The 21,179-nt window shown below is 66.6% G+C and carries 22 protein-coding genes and 1 pseudogene; 11 read left to right on the top strand and 12 right to left on the bottom strand.

Features of this window, described 5'->3' with window-relative positions:
- Positions 1-4: 4 nt before the first annotated feature.
- Entirely contained in the window at positions 5-415 is a 411-nt protein-coding gene (locus tag DMP03_RS01930) for a plastocyanin/azurin family copper-binding protein (protein ID WP_152119044.1), read from the bottom strand.
- Positions 416-504: 89 nt separating this feature from the next.
- On the opposite strand from DMP03_RS01930, the gene DMP03_RS01925 reads away from it, so the two are divergent.
- The 3 genes from DMP03_RS01925 to DMP03_RS01915 are packed head-to-tail and all read left to right on the top strand — an operon-like array spanning position 505 to position 4,170.
- Positions 505-1,212: a protein sorting system archaetidylserine synthase gene (locus DMP03_RS01925; protein ID WP_152119043.1), complete on the top strand. Its 708-nt coding sequence runs from the start codon at positions 505-507 to the stop codon at positions 1,210-1,212.
- Between the two features lie 39 nt (positions 1,213-1,251).
- Positions 1,252-2,541 carry a HEAT repeat domain-containing protein gene (locus DMP03_RS01920; RefSeq protein ID WP_152119042.1) on the top strand — a complete coding sequence of 430 codons (1,290 nt, stop codon included), beginning with the start codon at positions 1,252-1,254 and terminating at the stop codon, positions 2,539-2,541.
- Positions 2,542-2,571: 30 nt separating this feature from the next.
- Complete coding sequence (locus tag DMP03_RS01915) at positions 2,572-4,170, top strand: phospholipase D-like domain-containing protein (RefSeq protein WP_152119041.1); 1,599 nt, start codon at positions 2,572-2,574, stop codon at positions 4,168-4,170.
- A gap of 1 nt (position 4,171) precedes the next feature.
- On the opposite strand, the gene DMP03_RS01910 is transcribed toward DMP03_RS01915, so the two are convergent.
- Together DMP03_RS01910 and DMP03_RS01905 are read right to left on the bottom strand one after the other, a co-directional pair.
- Positions 4,172-4,597, bottom strand: a complete 426-nt coding sequence (locus tag DMP03_RS01910) for an adenylyltransferase/cytidyltransferase family protein (RefSeq protein WP_152119040.1) — start codon at positions 4,595-4,597, stop codon at positions 4,172-4,174.
- Positions 4,594-5,079 carry a Mov34/MPN/PAD-1 family protein gene (locus tag DMP03_RS01905; protein ID WP_152119039.1) on the bottom strand — a complete coding sequence of 162 codons (486 nt, stop codon included), beginning with the start codon at positions 5,077-5,079 and terminating at the stop codon, positions 4,594-4,596. Before DMP03_RS01905 ends, DMP03_RS01910 begins: the two co-directional genes overlap by 4 nt.
- 108 nt (positions 5,080-5,187) lie before the next feature.
- Between DMP03_RS01905 and DMP03_RS01900 the strand changes: the two genes are divergently transcribed.
- Complete coding sequence (locus tag DMP03_RS01900; RefSeq protein ID WP_152119038.1) at positions 5,188-7,086, top strand: DHH family phosphoesterase; 1,899 nt, start codon at positions 5,188-5,190, stop codon at positions 7,084-7,086.
- A 51-nt stretch (positions 7,087-7,137) separates the two neighbouring features.
- Positions 7,138-8,676, top strand: coding sequence for a bacterio-opsin activator domain-containing protein (locus DMP03_RS01895; protein WP_152119037.1), 1,539 nt, complete (start codon positions 7,138-7,140; stop codon positions 8,674-8,676).
- Here DMP03_RS01895 and DMP03_RS01890 read toward each other — a convergent pair.
- Both DMP03_RS01890 and ribH read right to left on the bottom strand, forming a co-directional pair.
- Positions 8,673-9,821, bottom strand: coding sequence for a pyridoxal phosphate-dependent aminotransferase (locus DMP03_RS01890; protein WP_152119036.1), 1,149 nt, complete (start codon positions 9,819-9,821; stop codon positions 8,673-8,675). The two genes, DMP03_RS01895 and DMP03_RS01890, sit on opposite strands and share 4 nt — an antisense overlap.
- Positions 9,818-10,234: a 6,7-dimethyl-8-ribityllumazine synthase gene (gene ribH / locus DMP03_RS01885; RefSeq protein ID WP_152119035.1), complete on the bottom strand. Its 417-nt coding sequence runs from the start codon at positions 10,232-10,234 to the stop codon at positions 9,818-9,820. The genes DMP03_RS01890 and ribH overlap by 4 nt, the downstream gene beginning before the upstream one ends.
- Before the next feature lie 104 nt (positions 10,235-10,338).
- On the opposite strand from ribH, the gene DMP03_RS01880 reads away from it, so the two are divergent.
- Positions 10,339-10,854 carry a DUF5797 family protein gene (locus DMP03_RS01880; protein ID WP_152119034.1) on the top strand — a complete coding sequence of 172 codons (516 nt, stop codon included), beginning with the start codon at positions 10,339-10,341 and terminating at the stop codon, positions 10,852-10,854.
- Here DMP03_RS01880 and DMP03_RS01875 read toward each other — a convergent pair.
- Both DMP03_RS01875 and DMP03_RS01870 read right to left on the bottom strand, forming a co-directional pair.
- The gene (locus tag DMP03_RS01875; protein WP_172967045.1) at positions 10,851-11,867 is read right to left on the bottom strand and encodes a DUF5787 family protein; all 1,017 of its coding nucleotides are present in this window, start codon (positions 11,865-11,867) and stop codon (positions 10,851-10,853) included. The two genes, DMP03_RS01880 and DMP03_RS01875, sit on opposite strands and share 4 nt — an antisense overlap.
- 125 nt (positions 11,868-11,992) lie before the next feature.
- Positions 11,993-12,424 (bottom strand): annotated as a pseudogene (locus tag DMP03_RS01870) (bis(5'-nucleosyl)-tetraphosphatase); the annotation flags it as partial.
- Between the two features lie 90 nt (positions 12,425-12,514).
- Between DMP03_RS01870 and DMP03_RS01865 the strand changes: the two are divergent.
- Positions 12,515-12,973 (top strand): MGMT family protein, encoded by a 459-nt coding sequence (locus DMP03_RS01865; RefSeq protein ID WP_152119032.1) that lies wholly within the window; start codon positions 12,515-12,517, stop codon positions 12,971-12,973.
- A gap of 62 nt (positions 12,974-13,035) precedes the next feature.
- On the opposite strand, the gene DMP03_RS01860 is transcribed toward DMP03_RS01865, so the two are convergent.
- Positions 13,036-13,830, bottom strand: a complete 795-nt coding sequence (locus tag DMP03_RS01860) for a CPBP family intramembrane glutamic endopeptidase (RefSeq protein WP_152119031.1) — start codon at positions 13,828-13,830, stop codon at positions 13,036-13,038.
- A 1-nt stretch (position 13,831) separates the two neighbouring features.
- Entirely contained in the window at positions 13,832-15,916 is a 2,085-nt protein-coding gene (gene lonB, locus DMP03_RS01855; protein WP_152119030.1) for an ATP-dependent protease LonB, read from the bottom strand.
- Positions 15,917-16,082: 166 nt separating this feature from the next.
- Between lonB and DMP03_RS01850 the strand changes: the two genes are divergently transcribed.
- Together DMP03_RS01850 and DMP03_RS01845 are read left to right on the top strand one after the other, a co-directional pair.
- Positions 16,083-16,592 carry a nicotinamide-nucleotide adenylyltransferase gene (locus DMP03_RS01850; protein ID WP_152119029.1) on the top strand — a complete coding sequence of 170 codons (510 nt, stop codon included), beginning with the start codon at positions 16,083-16,085 and terminating at the stop codon, positions 16,590-16,592.
- Complete coding sequence (locus DMP03_RS01845) at positions 16,589-17,347, top strand: SAM hydrolase/SAM-dependent halogenase family protein (protein WP_152119028.1); 759 nt, start codon at positions 16,589-16,591, stop codon at positions 17,345-17,347. Before DMP03_RS01850 ends, DMP03_RS01845 begins: the two co-directional genes overlap by 4 nt.
- A gap of 11 nt (positions 17,348-17,358) precedes the next feature.
- Here DMP03_RS01845 and DMP03_RS01840 read toward each other — a convergent pair whose 3' ends face one another.
- Complete coding sequence (locus tag DMP03_RS01840; protein ID WP_235908443.1) at positions 17,359-18,396, bottom strand: amino acid transporter; 1,038 nt, start codon at positions 18,394-18,396, stop codon at positions 17,359-17,361.
- 107 nt (positions 18,397-18,503) lie between these two features.
- A complete protein-coding gene (gene surE, locus DMP03_RS01835) occupies positions 18,504-19,280 on the bottom strand; it encodes a 5'/3'-nucleotidase SurE (RefSeq protein ID WP_152119027.1) in 777 nt (258 codons plus the stop codon).
- A gap of 84 nt (positions 19,281-19,364) precedes the next feature.
- Between surE and DMP03_RS01830 the strand changes: the two genes are divergently transcribed.
- Together DMP03_RS01830 and mtnP are read left to right on the top strand one after the other, a co-directional pair.
- Complete coding sequence (locus tag DMP03_RS01830; protein ID WP_152119026.1) at positions 19,365-20,057, top strand: phosphoribosyltransferase; 693 nt, start codon at positions 19,365-19,367, stop codon at positions 20,055-20,057.
- Positions 20,058-20,096: 39 nt separating this feature from the next.
- Entirely contained in the window at positions 20,097-20,963 is an 867-nt protein-coding gene (gene mtnP, locus DMP03_RS01825) for an S-methyl-5'-thioadenosine phosphorylase (RefSeq protein WP_152119025.1), read from the top strand.
- On the opposite strand, the gene DMP03_RS01820 is transcribed toward mtnP, so the two are convergent.
- Positions 20,960-21,175: a hypothetical protein gene (locus DMP03_RS01820; RefSeq protein ID WP_152119024.1), complete on the bottom strand. Its 216-nt coding sequence runs from the start codon at positions 21,173-21,175 to the stop codon at positions 20,960-20,962. The two genes, mtnP and DMP03_RS01820, sit on opposite strands and share 4 nt — an antisense overlap.
- Positions 21,176-21,179: the final 4 nt, after the last annotated feature.

Raw genomic sequence — 21,179 nt, 5'->3', positions numbered from 1 at the left:
CCGTTTATTCGACGACGACAGTGGCAACCATGCCGCCGTCCTCGTGAGGAACACAGAAGTACGGGTACTCGCCGGCGACCTCGAAGGTGTGTTCATAGAGGTCGCCGGAGGCGAGCCGTCCCTGACTGCTCCCCCAGAAGCCGTCTCTGGCGGCCGACTCGGTGTCGGCCCCGCCGGAGGCGAAGAAGTCGGCACCCTCAGGGAGTCCGTCCTCGTAGGCAGTGACCGAGTGGCCGCGTGAACTCGGATTTCCCCACACGACCGTCTCGCCGACGCTTGCCGTGTAGCTGGCCGGGCGGAACTGATTTGCCGTCATCCCGATGTCGTAGTCGTCTTCCGAAAGGCCGCTAGAACAGCCCGCGAGAGTCGCGGTCGCGACCGTTCCCACCGTGGCGAGAAGAGTCCGGCGCTTCATTACCGTTCGGTTGGGGACACGGGGATAAACGTTCCGTGGTTCGACCGTCGAAGCGAACCGCATAAGGGAGCGACCGGCGACCCAGAGGTATGAAGCCACGGTTCGTCGGCAGGGTGTCAGCGGCCGACATCGTGACCGTCACCAACGCGGCAATCGGCTTCGTCGCCGCCGCCGTCGCAACCGTGGAGCCGACGCTCGCGGCACGGCTCATCCTGTTGGGCGCGATTGCCGACGGGCTGGACGGCGTGGTCGCCCGCCGCTACGGCTCCTCGGACGCGGGTGCGTTCCTCGATGCACTCGCCGACGTGTCGACGTTCGTCGTCGCGCCGGCGGTGCTCGTGTTCAGTCTCGCCGGCGTGGAGTCCGGCTTCGGTCTCACGGTTGCGACGGCGACGACGCTCACCGCAGGCGGGCTGTTCGTCGCGGCCGGCGTCCTCAGGCTCGGGATGTACGCTGCCTACGACGAGGACGACACCACGACGGAGGGCGTCCAGACGACGCTCGCCGCGACGCTACTCGCTGCGCTACAGGTGGCCGGCGTCACCGCGACCGGGAGCGTCATCTACGGCGTCGCCGGTCCAGCGCTTGCCGTCGGCGCGGCGGTCATCCTCGCGGTCGCGATGCTCGCGCCCATCACGTATCCGGACCTGTTGGCCGGTGACGCGCTGATTCTCGGCGCGGTACAGGCGTGTACTGTGCTGTTTCCATCCGCGCTCCGGCGTGCGTTCCCCATCGCGCTGCTCATCTGTGCGCTGGCGTACGTCACGCTGTCGCCGCGGTTTTACTGGCGTGAGTGAAGGGAAACGCTCTTTTCTGCAACTCACGGAGACAACGGTATGAGCGACGGGAGCGACGAGACCGACGAGACCGACGCGCCGGCCGACGAGGAGACGGCCGTCGACGTCACGCCCGAGACAGTGGACGAACGACTCGACGAGGCCGAGACGGCACTGGAGGCCGCCGAGACCGAGACCGACCTCGACGACGTCGAGGCGACGCTCGACGCGGCCGAGACGCAAATCGAGAACGCGTCGTTTCCCGAGCCGGACGACGAGGACGAAGAGCCGCCCGCAGAGCGACTCACCGGCCGACTGGAGGAGCTTCGCGACCAGCTCGAACAACAGCGTGGACCCTACGGGAGCGACGTAATCGACGCTATCGAGGCGGGTAGTGGGACGGTCACCGACACACGCTGGACCGAGGACGGTGAACCCGAGGTGGTCACGGCGACTGAGACACTCACCGAGAGCGTTGGCGACACGCTCGACACGAGCTTCGAGTACGGCTCCGACTTCCCGGAGGATTACACCGACGCCCTCGATAGCGTGGCTACGGCCGTCACCGACGCCGGTCTCGATGCTGACGACGACACGGACACCATCGCCGCGCTGCTCGCGGCCACGGACGCGTTCGCGGACGCGCTGGAGGCCGCAGAGGAGTGGGACGATCTCACCGTCGTCGAACAGCTCACCGTCGAGGGATTTTACGACCGGCTCGACTCGGACAACCGCAAGGACTTCCCCCCGGAGTTGGGCGTCGTCCGCATCGCCGAACACGAGAACGACCCCGAGCGCATCCTGACCGCCTTCGAGACGTTCGACTCGGAGTTCATGCAGGACAACTGCGTCGAGGCGTTCCGCCGGCTCGGCGCGCCGGAGGCGTACGACGCGATGGAAGGGCTCGCACAGCGGCGCGACCGACCCGCAATCGAGGTGCTCGGAAAGATTGGCGACGACGCTGCCTGCGAGATGCTCCACGACTACATCAGCGACGAGTCGAATCCGCCGCTCCAGAAGACCGTGTTGAAGACGCTCGGCGAAATCGGCTCGCCGGAGTCGACACAGCCGGTCGCGAACCGCCTCGTCGCCGAGGATTACGAGGTTCGGTCACAGGCCGCTCGCGCGCTCGGCCGCATCGGCGACACCCGCGCGGTGGAGCCGCTGGCCGACGTGCTCGCCGAGGAGGAACGAGACGGCGTCCGCGCCGCGGCCGCGTGGGCCCTCGTCCAAATCGGGACGGAGCGTGCCCTCGAAGAGGCCGCCCAATACGTCGACGACCGCTCGTTCCTCGTGCAGTCGGAAGCCGAGAAGGCCGAAGATCACCTCGGCGCGACCGCCGCCGCGTAGCTTTATTACCGGGGACGCGCCACCCGTCGCGTGGCTCACCTTCGCGTGCTCCTCGCGTGTCTGCTCCTTCTCGCCTCGGGCGCCGGAGCTGTGCCGGTCGGTGCCAGTGAGTCGGGTTCGGCGAACGGCCCACATCCGGCGTTCGCGTCGGTCGTCGCGAACCCGCTGGCGGAGAACGACCGCGGCGAGTACGTCGCGCTGTCGGTCACCAGCGACGCGAACCTCTCGACGTACACGCTCGACGACGGGGAGGAACGGCTTCAGCTCCCGGCGGTGAACGCGACTGGGACCGTCGTCCTGACCAGACGGCCAGCGGCGGTTCGGCGATCGTGTAATAGAACCGTCGTCGCCGTCTCGCTGCCGCGGCTCTCGAACAGCGGCGAACGACTCCGGCTGCGGCGCGACGGCGAGACGGTCGCGTCGCTGGCGTACGAGAACGCGCCGGAAGCCGAGGTGTACGTCGACGGGAAGTGGCGACCGGTCGGTGCGACCGACTACCCGGTCGCCGGCGGCGGTAGCGGCGAGGCGCGCGGCTTCCTCTTGCCCGACGCACCCGCGGCCGCGGTCGCGCCAATCGAACAGGCCGACGAGCGCGTCCTGCTGGCCGGCTACACGCTCACCTCACGGCGCGTGACCGAGACACTCCTTCAAGCACACGACCGCGGCGTGCGGGTCAGGGTCTTAGTTGAGGGCGGCCCGGTTGGCGGCACCACGAGTGAACAGGCAGCGCGACTGGATCAACTCACGGCGGCGGGTATCGACGTTCGGGTCGTCGACGGACCGGCGACGCGTTACCGCTACCACCACGCGAAGTACGTCGTCGCCGACGATCGGGCGACCGTCCTGACTGAAAACTGGAAGCCGTCCGGAGTCGGAGGGGCCTCGTCTCGCGGGTGGGGCGCGACCGTCGCCGACGAGACGGTCGTCAGCCGACTCGCGGCGACGTTCATCGGAGATTTCACGTACCGGGCAGCGACCCCGTGGAGACAGTTCCGCGAGGGGGAGACGTTCACGAGTGAGCCGCCGGCCTCGGGGTCGTTCCGGAGTCGGACGGAGCCAGCGAGCCTCAACTACGAGTCCGTCTCGCTGCTCACCGCGCCTGACAACGCCGAGACAGCGGTGGTTCGCCGTATCGAGCGGGCGGAGTCGTCGGTCCGCGTCCTCCAAGTGAGCGTCGGTGGCGTCGACCAGTCGCTCGTCGCGGCGACTGTCGAGGCGGCTCGCCGTGGCGTCGAGGTCCGGATACTGCTGTCGAGTGCGTGGTACGTCGAAGAGGAGAATCAGCGCGTCGTGGACCGGCTGAACCGCATTGCCGAGCGCGAGGAGCTCTCGCTTACGGCGCGGCTCGCCCGCCCCCGAGGGTACGAGAAGGTGCACGCGAAGGGAGTGGTCGTCGACGAGACGGTCGTGCTCGGGAGCATGAACTGGAACGATAACGCCGCACGCGAGAACCGCGAGGTGCTGCTCGCGCTGTCGGGGGGTGAGGTACCAGGCTACTACCGAGACGCCTTCGACCGCGACTGGCAGGCCAGCGGCGACGGTGGCGAGCGCCCCATGGGGTTAGTCGCGGTGCTCGGCGCGCTCGCGGTCGGCTGTCTGCTCGCGGCGCGTCGCCTCCAGTTCGAGTGAGCTATCCGCACCGCTGTTTGCAGATGCGGTCGATGATACGACCGGTCGAGAGCACTTCGTCGTCGGTCTCGTGGGGCGTGGCGCGGACGACCTCACAATCGATGCCGCGGTCGGCGAGCGCGCGGCGGATAGCGTCGTCGTCGTGGTGTTGGTCGTGACCGAGTACGATGACATCTGGGTCGATGCGCTCGATTGGAACGAAGATGTCCGACTCGTGGCCGAGGTGCGCCTCGGTGACGGGGTCGAGCGCGTCGACCATCTCGCGGCGCTGCGTGTCGGGGAGAATCGGTGGCTCCTTGTGGGTGACGTTGGACCGGCGCGCGAGGATGACGTGGAGCTCGTTGCCCATCGAGCGAGCCTCACGCAGGTAATGGAGGTGTCCGGGATGGAGAAGGTCGAAGGTCCCCTGTGCGACGACCGTCGTCATCGTCCCTCCAGCTCGGCGTCGATATCGGCCTGCGTGAAATCGAAGAAGTCGTCGTCGGGAAGCTCAACGTCAACTACGTCCAACTCGCGGGGATCGCCGGTACGGTCGAACGCGCGCCAGTCGTCGGGACCGTAGGGCGCACCGAGGATGATGTGGACGGAACCGTTGCCGAACGTCTGGATGTCCTGCTCAGAGGGGTGAAGCACGCCGTTCGGGTGCGAGTGGAGCGAGCCGACGGAGCGTGCGCCGGTCGGAATCATGTCCGAGCGAACGGTGGCGCTGACGGGCGAGAAAGTCGTTCCGGGGATGATGAGCACGTCGGTGACGACGGTGCCGTCACGGTCGAGTCCGAGGTCGCGGGCGTCCTCGCCGCGGAGCAGCCCCATGTACTCGTCGGGGTGAGTGTCCTCCGCGGCGGAGCGGGCAAACGAGAGGGCGCCCTCGGCGATACCGAGCACCGTACTCGACCGGAACAGACGCATACCCAGACTCGGGTCGGCGCGAAACTAAGGGTTCCGATAGGGGGGCGTCTCGGTCGGCGCTGGCGGGAAGTGAAACGCTTAACGGGAGAAAGACCGCAATACTCACTAATGGATTCATCTGTTGATGCTGGAGAAAGTCCCAGCACGGGGGCTGCCGGCCCCACCGTCTACGCGCTCGCCGACAGCTGTACCTTCGCCGACGTGGAGGAGGGCGCACTGTACCACGCGACCGTCAACGGCGTCGTCGAGTACGGCGTCTTCGTCGACGTCTCCGAGCACGTCTCCGGGCTCGTCCACGACTCCGTCCTCGACGGCGAGTACGATGTCGGCGACGAGTTCGTCGTCGAACTCGCCGAGATTCGCGAGGACGGCGACCTCTCGTTCCACGAGACCGACCCGGCCGACCCGGTCACCGTCGAGGTGCGCCACGGGGAGAACGTCGGCGTCTCGGATCTCGCCGACTCGGTCGGACAGACGGTCCACGTTGAGGGCGAAGTCGTCGGCATCAAACAGACCGGCGGGCCGACGCTGTTTCAACTGCGCGACGGCTCCGGGGTCGTCCCGGCCGCAGCCTTCGAGGAGGCCGGCGTCCGTGCGTACCCGGACGTCGAAATCGGCGACGTCGTCCGCGTGACCGGCGACGTAGAGACGCGTGAGGGGGCGGTTCAGGTCGAGGTCGACGAACTCGCGCGACTCGACGACGAGGAGAGCGCCGAGGTCCGCGAGCGACTCGAAGCGCAACTGGACGAGACGGCCGCGCCAGCCGAGGTCGAGCCGCTCATCGAGTGGGAGGCATTCGAGCCGATCCGCGAGGAGCTTCGCGGCGTCGCGAAACGGCTCCGCCGAGCGGTGCTCGACGGCCGACCGATTCGGATGCGCCATCACGCCGACGGCGACGGCATGTGCGCGTCCGTCCCGGTCCAACTCGCGCTCCAGAACTTCATCGGTGAGGTCCACGAGGACAGTCAGGCCCCGCAACACCTGTTCCGCCGGCTCCCCTCGAAGGCTCCGTACTACGAGATGGAGGATATGACGCGGGACCTGAACTACGCGCTCGAAGACCAGGAGCGACACGGCCAGAAGCTCCCGCTCCTGTTGATGCTCGACAACGGCTCGACGGAGGAAGATACCCCTGCCTACCGCGCGCTCGCACAGTACGACATCCCAATCGTCGTCGTCGACCACCACCATCCCGACCCGGAGGCCGTCGAGCCGCTGCTCGACGCCCACGTCAATCCGTACCTCCACGACGAGGACTACCGCATCACGACCGGGATGATGAGCGTCGAGCTCGCGCGGATGATCGACCCGTCGCTCTCGAGTGACCTCGAACACATCCCGGCGGTGGCCGGACTCGCGGACCGCTCGCAGGCCGACGCGATGGACGACTACCTCGCGCTCGCGAACGAGGCCGGCTACGAGGAACCGGACCTCCACGACATCAGCGAGGCGCTCGATTACGCCGCCCACTGGCTCCGCTACAACTCCGGTGACGCCGTCATCGAGGACGTGTTGAACCTCGGCGGCGACACGGAGCGCCACCACGACCTCGTGGAGTTCCTTGCCGGACGCGCCGAGCGCGACGTGGAAAAGCAGATCGAGGACGCGCTCCCGCACATCGACCACGAGATGCTGTCGAACGACGCACATCTCTACCGGGTCGACGTTGACGAGTTCGCCCACCGCTTCATCTACCCTGCGCCGGGGAAGACGACCGGCGAGATCCACGACCGCAAGGTGCAGGAGACCGGTGACCCGGTCATCACCATCGGCTTCGGTCCGGACTTCGCCGTCCTCCGGTCCGACGGCGTTCGCCTCGACATCCCGCAGATGGTGTCTGAGCTGACCGAGGAGCTTCCGGGTGCAGGCGTCAGCGGCGGCGGCCACCTCGTCGTCGGCTCTATCAAGTTCGTGCCCGGCGCACGCGAGGAGGTCCTCGCCGCGTTGGTCGAGAAGATGAGCGATGCGGAACTCGACGACGACCTTCGCTCGACGCTCGTCGAGTAGCTGACGCGCCGGGTGGGCTTTTACGCCTCGGCCACGTTATGTTCACATAGAATGAAGCCTGAGCACGTCGTATCGGCCGAGTCGGGGGGCGATTCGGTTGCTGCCGTGCTCGGCGAGACCACACAGCCGGCGTATCAGCTTTCTGCCGACGGTGACATCGCGTGGTGGAACGAGCAGTTCGCCTCGGTCGTCGGCTACACCGACGAGGAGCTCTCGCAGTTGGACGCGCCGGACCTGTTTTCGACCGACGCCTGGGACCGGTTCGAAGCGCGACTCACCGGGTCGGACGAGACGACCTACTGGACCGACAAGATCGACATGGTCCGCAAGGACGGCGAGCAGTGCACCCACCACCACACCACGAGCCTCTCGCGGAACGGCGACGGTGAGACTCTCACCGGAATCGTCTCCGTCGCCGACGAGGATCTGCCACGCGCGGAGCTGCTCAAGACAGTACAGCTTGCGACCGACCGGGTCATCGCCGCAAAGACGCGCGAGGAAATCGAGCACGCGCTGTGTGAGACACTCGGCAACGCCGGTCTCTACCGGGCCGTCTGGGTCGGCGAGGAGCGCGACGGACGGCTCGAAGCGGTTGCAGCGGCGGGCCCGGAGACGGTGTCGGTCGATGCGTTCGCCGGTGAGTGGACGAGCGCCGACGAGGCGCGACCGGCGCTGGTGACGGCACAGACCGGACGGATATCGACTATCAGAGATATTCCCAACTCCGAGCATCCCGACGGCCCTCGCGAGTTCACTGCCGACCACGGGTTTCACGCCGGCTGTTCCGTCCCGTTGGTCGCCGACGGAACGATATACGGGGTCCTCACCAGCTACACCGATACACCCGACCGGTACGGGCAACTCGAGGAGACGCTGTTGACACAGCTTGGGCGGGTCGCCGGGCTGGCCATCGGTTCGGTCCAGACGGAGCGGCTCATGCTGTCACAGCCTCGCATCGAACTCGAGCTTCGGATCAAGAGCGACACCGTCCCGGTAGTGAGGTTCGCGAAGGAGACGGGCGCGACCGGCGAGCGCGAGTGGATGACACAGGAGGAAGACGGCACCACCGTGCAGTACTACACCATCGAGGGAGCCGCCCCCGAGCGCATCGTGACCGAGATGGAGAACACGGACAACGTTCGGTCGGCGCGTGTCGTCGACGCCGACGCGAACCTGTATGAGGTGCGCTTCGCCGAGTCGGCCGCCGGCATGTTGCTCGCGGCAGGCGCCGAGACGCGTCGCATCGAACTCGACCCCGACAGCGTGACCATCGTCGCAACCGCGCCAGAGGGAACTGACGTGCGGGAGATACTCGACCGGATACGCGAGATCTATCCCGAGACGGAGCTGCGCGCGAAACGGACGCTTTCCGAGCGGGGACGCCGCGACCAGCCGGCGTGGCCCGATTCGACGGAGCTCACGGACAAACAAACAGAGATGGTCGAAGCCGCGTTCGAGGCGGGCTACTTCGAGTGGCCACGGGACGTGACCGCGGAGGACCTCGCCGAGCGTCTCGACATCTCGGCGGCGACGCTCCACTACCATCTCCGGCGGGCACAGCGGCAACTGGTCGAGGCGTATCTCGACTAGATGTAGTCGTTGTCGGCGAGTCGCTCGACCGCCTCGCGGAGTCGACCTTCGCTCGCGGCGTAGGACAATCGCGCGTAGCCGGGCGTCCCGAACGCGCTGCCGGGCACCGTGGCGACGTGGGCGTCCTCGATCGCACCCTCACACCAGGCTTGGTCGTCGTCATCGACCGGGAGCATCATGTAGAATGCACCCTCGGGCGTGGCCACGTCCTTGTCGTGTTCTTCGAACAGCTCGAGCAGCATGTCGCGGCGCTCGTGGAACGCATCGCGCATCTCCGCGACGGCCTCGTCGGTGTTGGTCAGGGCTTCGAGTCCGGCGTACTGGACGAAGTGGGTCGCACAGGTGACCGAGTGGCTCTGTATCTTCGCGGCTTGCTCGTGGAGGTCGACCGGAAGGCCGACGTAGCCGAGCCGCCACCCCGTCATCGAGTAGGCCTTCGAGAAGCCGTTGAGCGTAATCGTCCGCCCCTCCATCCCGTCGAGACTGCCGAGCGAGGTCATATCCGTCCCGTAGGTGATTTCCTGATAGATTTCGTCCGACAGCGCCATCACGTCGTGTTCGACGGCGAGGTCGCGGACGCCCTCAAGCGCGGCATCGGAGAAGACAGCACCCGTCGGGTTCGACGGACTGTTGACGACGATGAGCGAGGTGTCGTCGGTGACGACCTCGGCCAGCTCATCGAGCGCGGGTTCAAGCTGGAAGTCGTACGGCGAGAGGTCGACGCGCTCGATGGACGCGCCGGCCATCTTCGCCATCGCCTCGTAGCTCACCCACGCCGGGTCGAAGAGGACGACCTCGTCGTCCTCGTCGAGCAGGGCCATGAACACCTCGAAGAGGGCCTGTTTCCCGCCCGGGGTGACGATGAGTTCGTCGGTGCCGTAGGAGAGTCCGTCGGCCTCGAACTTCTCGACGATGGCCTCCCGGAGCTGTGGAATCCCGTTTGAGGGCGCGTAGCCGGTGTGGCCGTCGTCGATGGCCTGTTTGCCCGCCTCGACGACGTTCTGGGGCGTCGGGAAGTCGGGTTCGCCGACGGACAAGTCGACGACATCGACGCCGTCGGCCTCGAGTTCGCTGGCGAGGTTAGAGATAGCGATGGTGGCGCTCGGTTCGACACGGGTGACGCGGTCTGCGAATGTCTGGGTCATAGGTCTTGGAGTTCTACTGCAAGGTCGATCGCGCTGTCGACGACATCGCCGCCTTTCGGGATACGCGCCTCGGCGTCGGCAACACTCATCCCCGGGCCGGTGACACCGTAGGTGACCGGCGTGTCGCGGTCGAGTGACACCTCGGTGAGTCCCTGTGCGGCAGCGTCGGCGATGACGCGGTCGTGGTCGGTGTCGCCGGTGATGATAGCACCGATGACGGCGACGGCGTCGATGTCGTCGCGGCGTGCGAGCCGGTCGGCGGCAAGCGGCGCGTCGTAGGCACCTGGTACCGGAATCGTCTCGGCGATAGTGGCGTCGCGCTCGGCGGCGGCGTCGCGCGCGGCGGCTTCCATCTCGTGGGTGATGGGCCGTTCCTTGTTGAACTGCGCCACCACGAGTCCGAGCGTGACCATACGCTCGCTTCCGCCGGGGAGATGAAAGGCCTGCCGCTCGACGCAGAGCGCTCGGCGGACAGGAACCGCTAGTGCGAAATACACCCCACCCATAGCCGCCGGGTATGAGCGAGAGCGAGCAGGAACTGGACGAGACAGCCAGCGGGCGGCTCGCGGACATCGTCGCGCTCCAGCCGACCAAGAACGGCGAGCTACAGGACCGGTGGGGGATGGAGTCGGGCAGCGAGGTCCACCAGTATCTCGAAGGCGAATTAAAACGGTTCTACTACCGCGACGACAACAGCCTCATCCGCGCGACCGACGAGGCGGCCGAACTCGTCGACGTGGAGCCGGGAATCGAGGGCGACGGCGACACGGGGGGTCCCCGAATCGTCCGCGTACCCGCCCTGCAGGTCGGTATCATCGAGGTGCTCGCCGGGCGAGACGAGGAGCCACAGAGCGTCGTCAGCGTGCTCCACGGCCTGCGTGGTGCCGGCTATGACCCGGAGGTTGGCGAGGTGCGCTCGGGGCTCCGCTCGCTTGAGAGTAAGGGCGTCGTCACCTCCATCAAGAAGACGGTGCCCACGTTCCGGCTCGCCGTCGATCGCGACGAACTCGAAGTCGAAGAGCGCGACGACTAACGACGGCGGTCGCGCTGGCGGGCCAACAGTCGTTTGTACCCCTTTCCAGGTCCGCCCTCGATTGGCCACCCCTTCGACCGCCACGCCGGCGGTTCCGGCGTGAACGACCCGCACGCGTGGCGACACTCCGCACTCGTCACGTAGCGACCTTTTGCCCGACAGTACGGGAGCGGGAGGTCGGGGTCGCGAAGCTCGAACTCGCGACAGTCGGGCCGCATCGTATCGACGTACGACCGCCAGCCGCGCTCGTAAGCGCGCTCGGCGATTTGACGCCGTTTCTCTCGTTTCCACGCGACACTGGCGTACTCGAATCGGGCCGCGCTCAGGTCGTGTTCGCCACCGTCGGGGCGGTCGAGGATGCGCGTTCCCGGCTCGTCGGTCGCGAGCGCGGTCGCGTTCCACGCCACGTCGACCGTCTCACCGACAGCGAGGATACCGGCCTCGACGGGGAGCCGCTCGTACAGCGCCGGAGTGACGTCGTCGTCGGTCGCCTCGGTCGCGACCCACACCTCGTCTGCCAGCCCGAGCGCCACGTCACGCTCGATTTGGTCGGCAAGCGCCGCGGCGGCACTCGCCGAGAGGTCCGGCTTGTTCTCGATTGCGACGACGCGATTCACCCAGTCGGGATAGCGGTAACGGCGGCGAATCTCGATGCGGTTGCTGTCACGGCGCGTGTCGATGAGACCCCGGTCGTCCGCGGCATGAATCGTCTCGCGGACGTGGTTCCAACTATAGCCGGGGTCCGGGAGCACGTCGCGGTAGTAGCCGTAGCTCGTCGGTGCGTTCGTGAGCACGTGGAGCATGTCCGACTCGAGTCGGTCGTCGCCGAAGACACCGCGTGCATCCAGCGCCGCCGGGTCACACTCGAAAACGAGCGTGTCGTACCGGCGCGAGCGAATCCCGAGCTGGCGGGCGACGAGGACTGCGAGGTCGCGCCCCTCACCGGTCGGTGGCCACTGCCGTTCGGCCCACCGACAGACGCGAAGTTCGAAGATGAACTCCGGGTCGTCCACTACTCGTCGTCCGATTCACCGACGCGCTGTCCGACCGACTCGATGTCGTCGCTGGTTCGTGACTCGTCATCGGGTGCGGTCGGCTCGTCGCTCAAGCTCTCAGTGTCGCCGTCCGCCGTCTCACCGTCCTCGCCCTCGTCGAAGTGCTCGTCGAGGAACTCGTGGGCGTCGCGGAGAATCTCGCGGGGACCGTCCTGCGTGATGGTGTTGATGGCCTGTTCGTAGTCGCGCCACTGCATGTCGCGGTGTTCCTTCGAGAGTTCCGCAGAGGCCTCGAAGGATTTCGCGACGAACAGGTGGACCGTCTTGTGGATGGTGTTGCCGTTCGCTTCGAACACGTAGTCGTAGTCCTGGCGGAAGCCGTCTAAGAGCCGGAAGTCTTCGATACCGGCCTCTTCCGTCACCTCGCGGATGGCAGTCTGCTGTAGCTCTTCTTCCCCCTCGATACCGCCCTTGGGGAACTCCCAGTCACCGGGTCGCGACTTCAACAGCAGATACTCGCGCCGGCCACGGGTATCCCGAAAGAGGATGGCTCCCGCACTCGTGGCCTCTATCATTACCAACGATACTCCACCGTACGTTAAAGGGGTGTCGGACGGCCGAACAGTAGGGCCGAGGCTTATCACCGGGCGCGCCGACGAGGGAGTATGGACACCGCCGGAATCTACGCCCACGAGAGCGACCGATTAGGTCGCTATGTGCAGTTCGGCTATGCATCCGAGCGACTGCTTTCGGTCTCATTTCCCGAGACGCCCGACGGCGACGCGAGCGACGAGCATCCGCTCTTGGACCGCATCGGACGATATCTCGAAGGGGAGCCGGACGACTTCGAGGACGTAGCCGTCGCACTCACGCTCCCGACGGACCAGCGGTCGGTTCTCGAATCACTCCGGGGCGTCGGCTACGGCGAGAACACCAACGTCGCGGCGCTCGCACGGCTGACGCCGGACCTGAACGACGACGATGACGACGATCTGCGTGCCGTTCGAGAGGCCCTCGCCGCGAACCCCGCACCCCTCGTCGTCGGCGACCACCGGGTTCGCGACGGCCCGAGCGCTGCCCCGCCGGAGGTCGTCCAGCAGCTCCGGGCGCTCGAAGGCTTATAACGGAAGCCGCACCACCGGCCACGTGTGGTGAGTTGCCCACACCGGGGTCGCGGTTGCGGGGGTCACCGGTGTGGCGTCGCCCGACCCCCCTGTTTGCCCCCCACACCGAACCCCTCGAAGACGACGAGTTCGACGGCGTTGACCAGGTAGTGCGCGACGACCACGACGACGAGACTCTCGGTGAGGACGTAGCCGATCGCGAGTAACAGCCCAAGTACCCCCGTCACGACGACTCCGACCCGGCCTTGTGACTCGTGTGCGAGTGCGAAGGCAATCGAGGAGACTACCGCGAGTGCCCACGGTGACGCGTCGAAGCCGGCCGCGAACACCCCGACGAGGACGCCACGGAACAGGAACTCTTCGAAGCCGGCGACGAGTGGGAGCGTTCCACCGAGCAACAGCAGCCATCCGCGGAGCGTCTCCGGCGTGAGCATCCCACGAAGCTGTTCGCTGGGCGCGTAGCCGTATCGCTCGGCGAGTAGCCCGGCCACGGTGTTCACCGCCGAGAGCACCAGTCCGAAGCCGACGCCGATTGCGACCGGCTCAACCGAGATAGCCAGTCCGAACGCCGACACCGGAATCGCCGCAGAGAACGCGGCGACGACGAGCAGACACGAGAGCAGCCCGTGAGTGACAAGCACGTTCACGAACAGCGCTGTGGCCGACAGCGACGGTCCCGGGCCGGGCTGCGCGTTGCGGTCGGGAGCGAGGTGGTCGCTCCCGTCGGGGAGCGAGTCGAGCCACTCCACCTCGGCGCGGGTCGGAAAGTTCGCGCTCACGCTCGTCGCGTGAGTGAGCGTTAACAGAAGCAGCGTGACCGCGGTCGCGACGCCGGCGAACGCGGCCCAGTTCGGCACGCTACTGCGGGCTGGGCGAGCCGCTCGGCTGCGTCTCGCCAGACTCTAAGGCCTTGCCGGTAATCGAGCGGAGCCGGTCGACGAGCGAATCCTTCTCGGGTTCGCCGGCGAGTGCGACCTCAAGAACCTCGGAGATGTGCGAGACGGGCACGATCTCTACTTGTTCTTTGAACTCGTCTTCGATCATCACGTCCTGCTCGTTCGCCTTCGGGATGATGACCGTGTCGACCCCGGTTTTCGCGGCGGCCTCAATCTTGTGCGTGACACCGCCGACCGGCAGCACGTCGCCGCGAACCGACAGCGAGCCGGTCATGGCGACGTTCTGCTCGATGGGGATGTTCTCCAGCGCGGAGATGACGGCCGTCGCGACCGTCACCGACGCGGAATCACCCTCGACTCCCTCGTGGGCCTGCACGAACTGGATGTGGATGTCCTTGTTCGAGATGTCCTCGTCGGAGAACTTCTTGATGATGGCCGAGACGTTCTGGACCGACTCCTGGGCAATCTCCTGCAGCTTCCCGGTGGCGATAACCTCGCCCGGACCCTGCGACGGCGCGACCTCTGCCATGACGGGCATGACGATACCGGAGTCGTCGCCCATGACGGCGAGCCCGTTGACGCGGCCGACCACGTCGCCCTGGTTCACCGTCATGTCGTAGTCGTTGCGGCGCTCGATGTAGTTGTCCGCGAGCTGCTGTTCGATGGACCGCGAGCGGTCCTTCGCCTCCAGCACTTCCGCGCGGTCGGTGAACTCCTTGTCTTCGGCGCGGGCGATGTCGCCCGCGACGCGGACCAAGCCACCGAGGTTACGCAGCTCAAGCGTGAGGTGGTCCTTCCGGCCGGCACGGCGCTGTGCCTCGAGGATGACCTCCTGCATCGCCTCGCGGGTGAACGCCGGCAGCCGACCGTCCTTCTGGACCTCCTGGGCGATAAAGCGCGCGAGCTTGCGGCGCATCTCCGGAGTGTCTTCGATGGTGTCGTCCATGTACACCTCGTACCCGTACCCCTTAATTCGCGAGCGGAGCGCCGGATGCATGTTCTCCATCGCGTCGAGGTTCCCGGCCGCGACCATCACGAAGTCACACGGCACGGGTTCCGTCTGGACCATCGCGCCCGAGGAGCGCTCGGACTGGCCCGTGATGGAGAACTTCCCCTCTTGAATGGCCGTCATCAGCTTCTGCTGTGAGCGGATATCGAGGGTGTTGATCTCGTCCACGAACAGGACGCCCTTGTTGGCCTTGTGAATCGCGCCGGCTTCGACGCGGTCGTGGCTGGGCGTCTCCATCCCGCCCGACTGGAACGGGTCGTGGCGAACGTCACCGAGCAGCGCACCGGCGTGGGCACCGGTCGCGTCCTCGAAGGGCGCGGTCTGCTGGTCGGCGTTGTTGATGAGGAGGTTCGGAATCATCGCGTCGCTGCCGCGTGAGGTGTACTTGAACGCGATGTACACCAGCGCGGCCGCGATGATACCCATCACCGGGTTCTGGAGGATCAACAGCGTGTAGCCGAAGATGACCGCGATGATGATCCACATGAGGAACGAGCGCATCTGGTTGCGCTTTTGTGCCTCCTCCTTGTGGGCGTCGACGATCTGCTCGCCCTTCCCCGCCGGTACCGTCCGGACCTTCGGCTCGTTGCCGTCGTCCGGATTGTGGTAGACGAGGATGTCCTGTAGCTCCTCCCGGGGGAGCAGTTGGCTCATCGCCTTCGCGAGCATCGACTTCCCCGTCCCGGGAGAGCCGATCATCATGACGTGGCGGCGCTGTTTGGCCGCCTTCAGGATGATGTCGCGGGCGTGGTCCTGTCCGATGACCTGATCGACGAGCCGGTCGGGGACGCTGATATCGGCCGACGTGTCGAGTTGAAGCCCGCCGAGGAGGTTGTCCTCCTCGTCGTCGGCGATTTCGACGCCGGCGTCGGCACCGACGTCGCTCCCGAGTTCGTCTCGATCCTCGACCGGGGCAACGTTCCCGTTCGGGTCGTTCGTGTTGTCTCGGCCCGTCGGCGTGCTGTCGTCCTCCCCGAACGAGTCCTCGTCGATATCGAGGTCGTCGAACGGGTCGTCCGTGTCGGTATCGTCGCTCATACAATTATTTCGTTACTATATGACACGGCCCGTCGACTGATATACTTTCTCCCGGCGGGGACACCCTCAGCGGCGAAAACCGCGACACTGAACAGGGATACGTCCGTCCAAGTAGGAGCGGCGCGCGACACGCCGTACTTATACTGGTGCCGTTCGACCCCCGGGTATGAACCGCGGGTTCTACATCGGCCGATTCCAGCCCTACCACGAGGGCCACCACGCGATGGTGGAGCGCATCGCCGGCGAAGTTGACGAACTCGTCTTGGGTATCGGGAGCGCGGACCAGTCACACACCGCTCGAAACCCCTTCACCGCCGGCGAGCGCATCATGATGCTCACGAAGGCGACGGCCGACCTCGATTTATTCACCTACGCCGTTCCGATCGAAGATCTCAACCGGAACGCCGTCTGGGTGAGCCACGTCCAGTCGATGTCGCCGAACTTCGACGTGGCCTACTCCAACAATCCGCTCGTCGTCCGCCTGTTCGAGGAGGCCGGCGTGGAAGTGCGCTCCTCGCCGATGTTTCGCCGCGAGGAGTTCGAGGGGACCGAGGTCCGCGACCGCATCGCCAACGGCGGCGAGTGGGAGGAACTCGTCCCCGAGTCGGTCGTCGAGACCATCCACGAGATTGACGGCGTCAACCGCCTCCACGAGATTCTGGATTCCGACACGTGATCACCCTCGCAACCGACTTCGGCGAGCCGTATCCCGCTGCGATGAAGGGCGTCATTGCGCGCCGCAGTGACGCCGACACGGTCGACATCGGCCACGACTTCTCCCGGCAGGCACCCCGCGAGGCGGCCTTCTGGCTCCGGTTCGTCCTGCCGGAGTTTCCCCCCGCGGTCCACTGTGCGGTCATCGACCCCGGCGTTGGCACCGACAGACAGGCGCTCGTCGTCCGTGCGGGCGGCCACGCGCTCGTCGGCCCGGACAACGGTCTCCTCCTTCCGCCGGCACGGTCCCTCGCCGACGGCGACGACGTCGAGGTGTTCTCCGTCCGCGTCGAGGACCCGGCGAGCGACACCTTTCACGGCCGGGACGTGTTCGCTCCCGTCGCTGCCGACTGCCACGAGGTCGGCGTCGCTGACCTCGACCGCCTCCCCGCGCTCGTCCGCACCCGGGAGTACGAGGACCTGCGACTGCCGGAGCCAACGGTTCGGGACGGCGGCGCGACGGGCGAGGTGCTCGCGGTCGACGGCTTCGGCAACGCCGTGACGAATCTGTCCAGCGACCTCCTCGACGGACACGACCGGGTCCGGGTCGACGGTCAAGAGTACCCCGTGGTCCCCGCCTACGCCCACACGGAGGTCGGGACCGCCCTCGTTACGGTCGGCAGCCACGAGCGGGTAGAGCTGGCAGTGAATCAGGGACGAGGCGACGAGCAGTTCGGCGTCACGACTGGCGAGAAAGTCACGCTCGCGTGGGATTAAGACTCGAGTCGCTACTCGACGGCGTGGAATCCGTCACGGATAGTGTCACGCTCGAAGTAGAGTAGCTCTATCGACACCACAGCGACGGCGACGACCGTCGTGAACGTCTCCGGCTCGTTCGTCGCGAGGTGATACAGGAGCACGGGAAAGAGGATGCTCGTCCCGACGACACCGAATGCCGGCACGACCGTCGAGACGACCCCGTCGCGCTCGCGGAAGGCGAGATAGCTCATCGCACCGAAGACGGCGATGAACGCCAGCGAGCCGAACGAAGTGATACCCTGAAGCGAGCCGACGGCAGCAAAGCCCGCAGCGACGGTGCCCAACACGAGGACAGTGCGCGTTGGCACGCCGTCGGTCCCGGCCCGGCCGACCGCGTCCGGAAACAGCCCGTCGCCAACCATCCCCTTCGTGAAGTAGGCCGCCGAGAACAGCGTCCCGTTGACGGCAGAGCCGGTCGAGAAGATGGCCGCCGCGGAGACGAGCGTAAACCCGACCTGTCCCATGAACGGCTCCGCGGCGAGTGCGCTCTCCGGATTCTGGAAGATTACCTCCGTCGGGGCGAGCGACGTAACGACGATGGCGATGAGTCCGTCCACCACGACCGTGACCCCGATGGAGAGGTAGAACTCCCAGCAGCCGAAGACGGGCAACACGAGCAGTTTCACGGCGACGAGTGCCGTCTCCGAGATACCGGAGGCGCGCGTCCCGAGGACGTTCAGCCCGACGAACAGGCCGATGCCCGCGACGGAGGCGACGGGGCGCGCGAGCGGGTGTGTCGTGCCCAGCAGTTCGACGGCGAAGCTCCCGAAGGCGAAGGCATACATGGCAATCGCGCCCAGATAGCCAAAGAGGAGCGTCCAGCCGACCACCCCCGCGACGGCCGCGTTGCCGGTAAACGCTTGAATCTGCGTGACGGAGCCGCCGCGGCGGTCGCTCAGGTCGTTGAGCCGGAGATACGAGTACGCCGCCGCCGCAGAGACGAGACAGGCACCCGAAAAGGAGAGCCAGGCGGCCGCGCCGGCAATCTGTGCCACGACGCCGAGCACAGCAAAGGCACCACCTCAAATCATCCCGCCGAGGGCAATCGAGGCGGCACCCACCAGGCCGAGTCGTCCGTCGTCGCTCATATCTCCGCCGTCGAAAGCAATCTACATTATGCTGGGTGGTGGTCGAACCCGGAGAAATCCGCGTCGGTCTCAACGGCCCGCGGGAGCCGCATCGGCGTCACGCTCACGTTGCCGTTGAGGACGGCGTGGCGGTCGGTCTCGGGCGCGTCGATGGACTCGCCAGTGAGGAACTGCTGCCAGCCGGGGTCGCGAAGCGCGACCCCGTCCTCGTCGGTCGGGTCGTGTTCGACGGCATACTCGCGGGTGGGCCGGGTTCGGTGAATCTCGGGGTCGTCGGGGAACGCCGGGACGTTCACGTTCAGGTACTCCGCCTCGCCGAGGCCGTCAGCGAGGACCCGCTCGGTGACGAACGCCGCGACCTCGGCCGGCGTCTCGAAGGCGTCGGGATCGGGATGTGGTGGCTCCGGACTGGTGTGGTCGGCCGTCGAGACGGCGATAGCGGGCAGCCCGAAGTGGACGGCCTCGATTGCCGCGCCGACCGTCCCCGAGCGTTCGAGGATGTGCGCAGAGAGGTTCATCCCGTCGTTGACCCCCGAGACGACGATGTCGGGGTCGACATCGAGCACGGAGACGGCGACTGCGACGGCGTCGGAGGGAGTCCCCTCGACGGCGTAGCCGCGGTCGGTCTCTTCGATACCCGTGGGACCGGCGTGCCACGTCATGTCGCGGCCGGCCCAGGATTGGTTGTCGGCTGGCGCGACGACCGTCACGTCGCCGACCGATTCGAGCGCGTCGGTCAGCGCACGGATGCCGTGTGCGTCGATACCGTCGTCGTTAGTCACGAGAATCGAGGGGTCACGCATGGAGGAATCGACGCCGCGGACGGAGATGTGGGTTTCGACCCCCGAACGTCCACATTTAACCACGGGCGCGTCTCACCTGCGGGCATGAGCGACCTTCCCGAGGACTTCGACTGTACGGTCACCAACTGGGAGTACATCTACGACCTCTGTCGGACGGTTTCGAACGAGGTGAAGCGCGCGGAGTTCGAACCGGACGTGGTGGTCGCGCTCGCGCGGGGCGGCTGGTTCGCCGGCCGCTGTCTGTGTGACTTCCTCGGGCTGGACGACCTGACGAGCCTGAAGATGGAACACTACGTCGGCACGGCACAGAAGTCCGACGGCGCGAGCGTCCGCTATCCGATGCCCGAGGGGAGCGTCGAGGGGAAGGACGTGCTCATCATCGACGACATCGCTGACACCGGGGGCAGCATCGAGCGCGCCTACGAGTACGTCACCGACCGCGACGCGGGCGAGGTCCGAACCGCCACGCTCCAGCTGCTCGACACCAGCGAGTTCCAGCCGGACTTCGTCGGCGAGAAGCTCGCCGAGTGGACGTGGGTCGTCTACCCGTGGAACTTCATCGAGGATATGGTCGACCTCGTCTCCGGCGCGCTGGAGGCGACGGAGGGAGCGACGTTCACCAAAGACGAGATTCGCGACGCGCTCGCGGAGGCCCACGACATCAAGCGCATCGAGATGGAGATTGCCCAGCCGAACCGGATGGGCGAGGTGCTCACAGAGATGGAACGCCGCGGGGAACTCGAGCGCACCGCGAGCGACGAGTGGCGACTCGCCTGAGGACAGCGCGCTTTTGTCGGTGACTGCCGAATCGCGGATATGATCGGCTTCATCGGAGGCTCTGGCATCTACGACTCGCTGCCGCTCGAAGACACCCACGAGGAGGACGTGACGACGCCGTACGGCGACCCCGCCGCACCCATCACGGTCGGGTCGATGCCCGACGGCACCGAAGTCGCCTTCCTCCCGCGTCACGGTCGCGACCACGAGTACTCGCCGACGAGCGCGCCGTACCGCGCGAACATCTACGCGCTCAAGTCACTCGGCGTGGAGCGCGTGCTCGCCTCGAACGCGGTCGGCTCGCTGCGCGAGGACCTGGAACCCCAGACCCTCGTCGTCCCGGACCAGATATTCGACCGGACGCGCAACCGCCACTACTCCTTCTTCGAGGAGGGGTGTGTCGTCCACATGGAGTTCGCACAGCCGTACTGCCCACACATGAAGTCGCATCTCGCGGAGAGTGCCCGCGACGCCTCCGACGGGTCGGCCACGGGGTTCGATGTTGTCGAGGACGGCACCTACGTCTGCATCGAGGGACCGCAGTACTCAACGAAGGCCGAGTCCGAGCACTTCCGCGCGTCCGGCTTCGAGATTATCGGGATGACGGCGATTCCGGAGGCGAAGCTGGCTCGGGAGGCCGAGCTCTGTTACGCGACCGTCGCCGGCATCACCGACTACGACGTGTGGAAAGACGACGCCGAGGTCACCCTCGAAGAGGTGCTCGACAACGCCGCCGCCAACGAGGAGTTCATCAAATCGACCATCCGGAAGGCGGTCGAGTCGATGCCCGAGGAACGCGAGTGCGACTGCGGCCGCGCCGTCGAGGGAGCCGTCAACACGCCGACGGAGGCAATCGACGCCGAGACGCGCGAGCGGGTCGACCTGCTCGTCGGCGACTACCTCTAGCACCAGTCGCCGTTCAGATACGGCAGTATCAGGTGTCGCGTGACGAGCAGCCCGGCGACCGTCCCGGCGAGAATCGACCCGACGTAGAAGAGACCACCAGCGGGGACAACAGCAATGAGGAGGTTGGCGAGGATGGTCGCGAGGACGGCCGCGATGGCGATGTCACGTCCGTTCATGACTCGCGACTCCGGGCGCTCTGCGTCTAAATCCATCGCC

The organism is Halosegnis rubeus (genome assembly GCF_009184545.1).
Lineage (GTDB): Archaea > Halobacteriota > Halobacteria > Halobacteriales > Haloarculaceae > Halosegnis > Halosegnis rubeus.
Note: the sequence above shows the minus strand (reverse complement) of the source record. Positions and strands in the feature narration are given on the sequence as shown.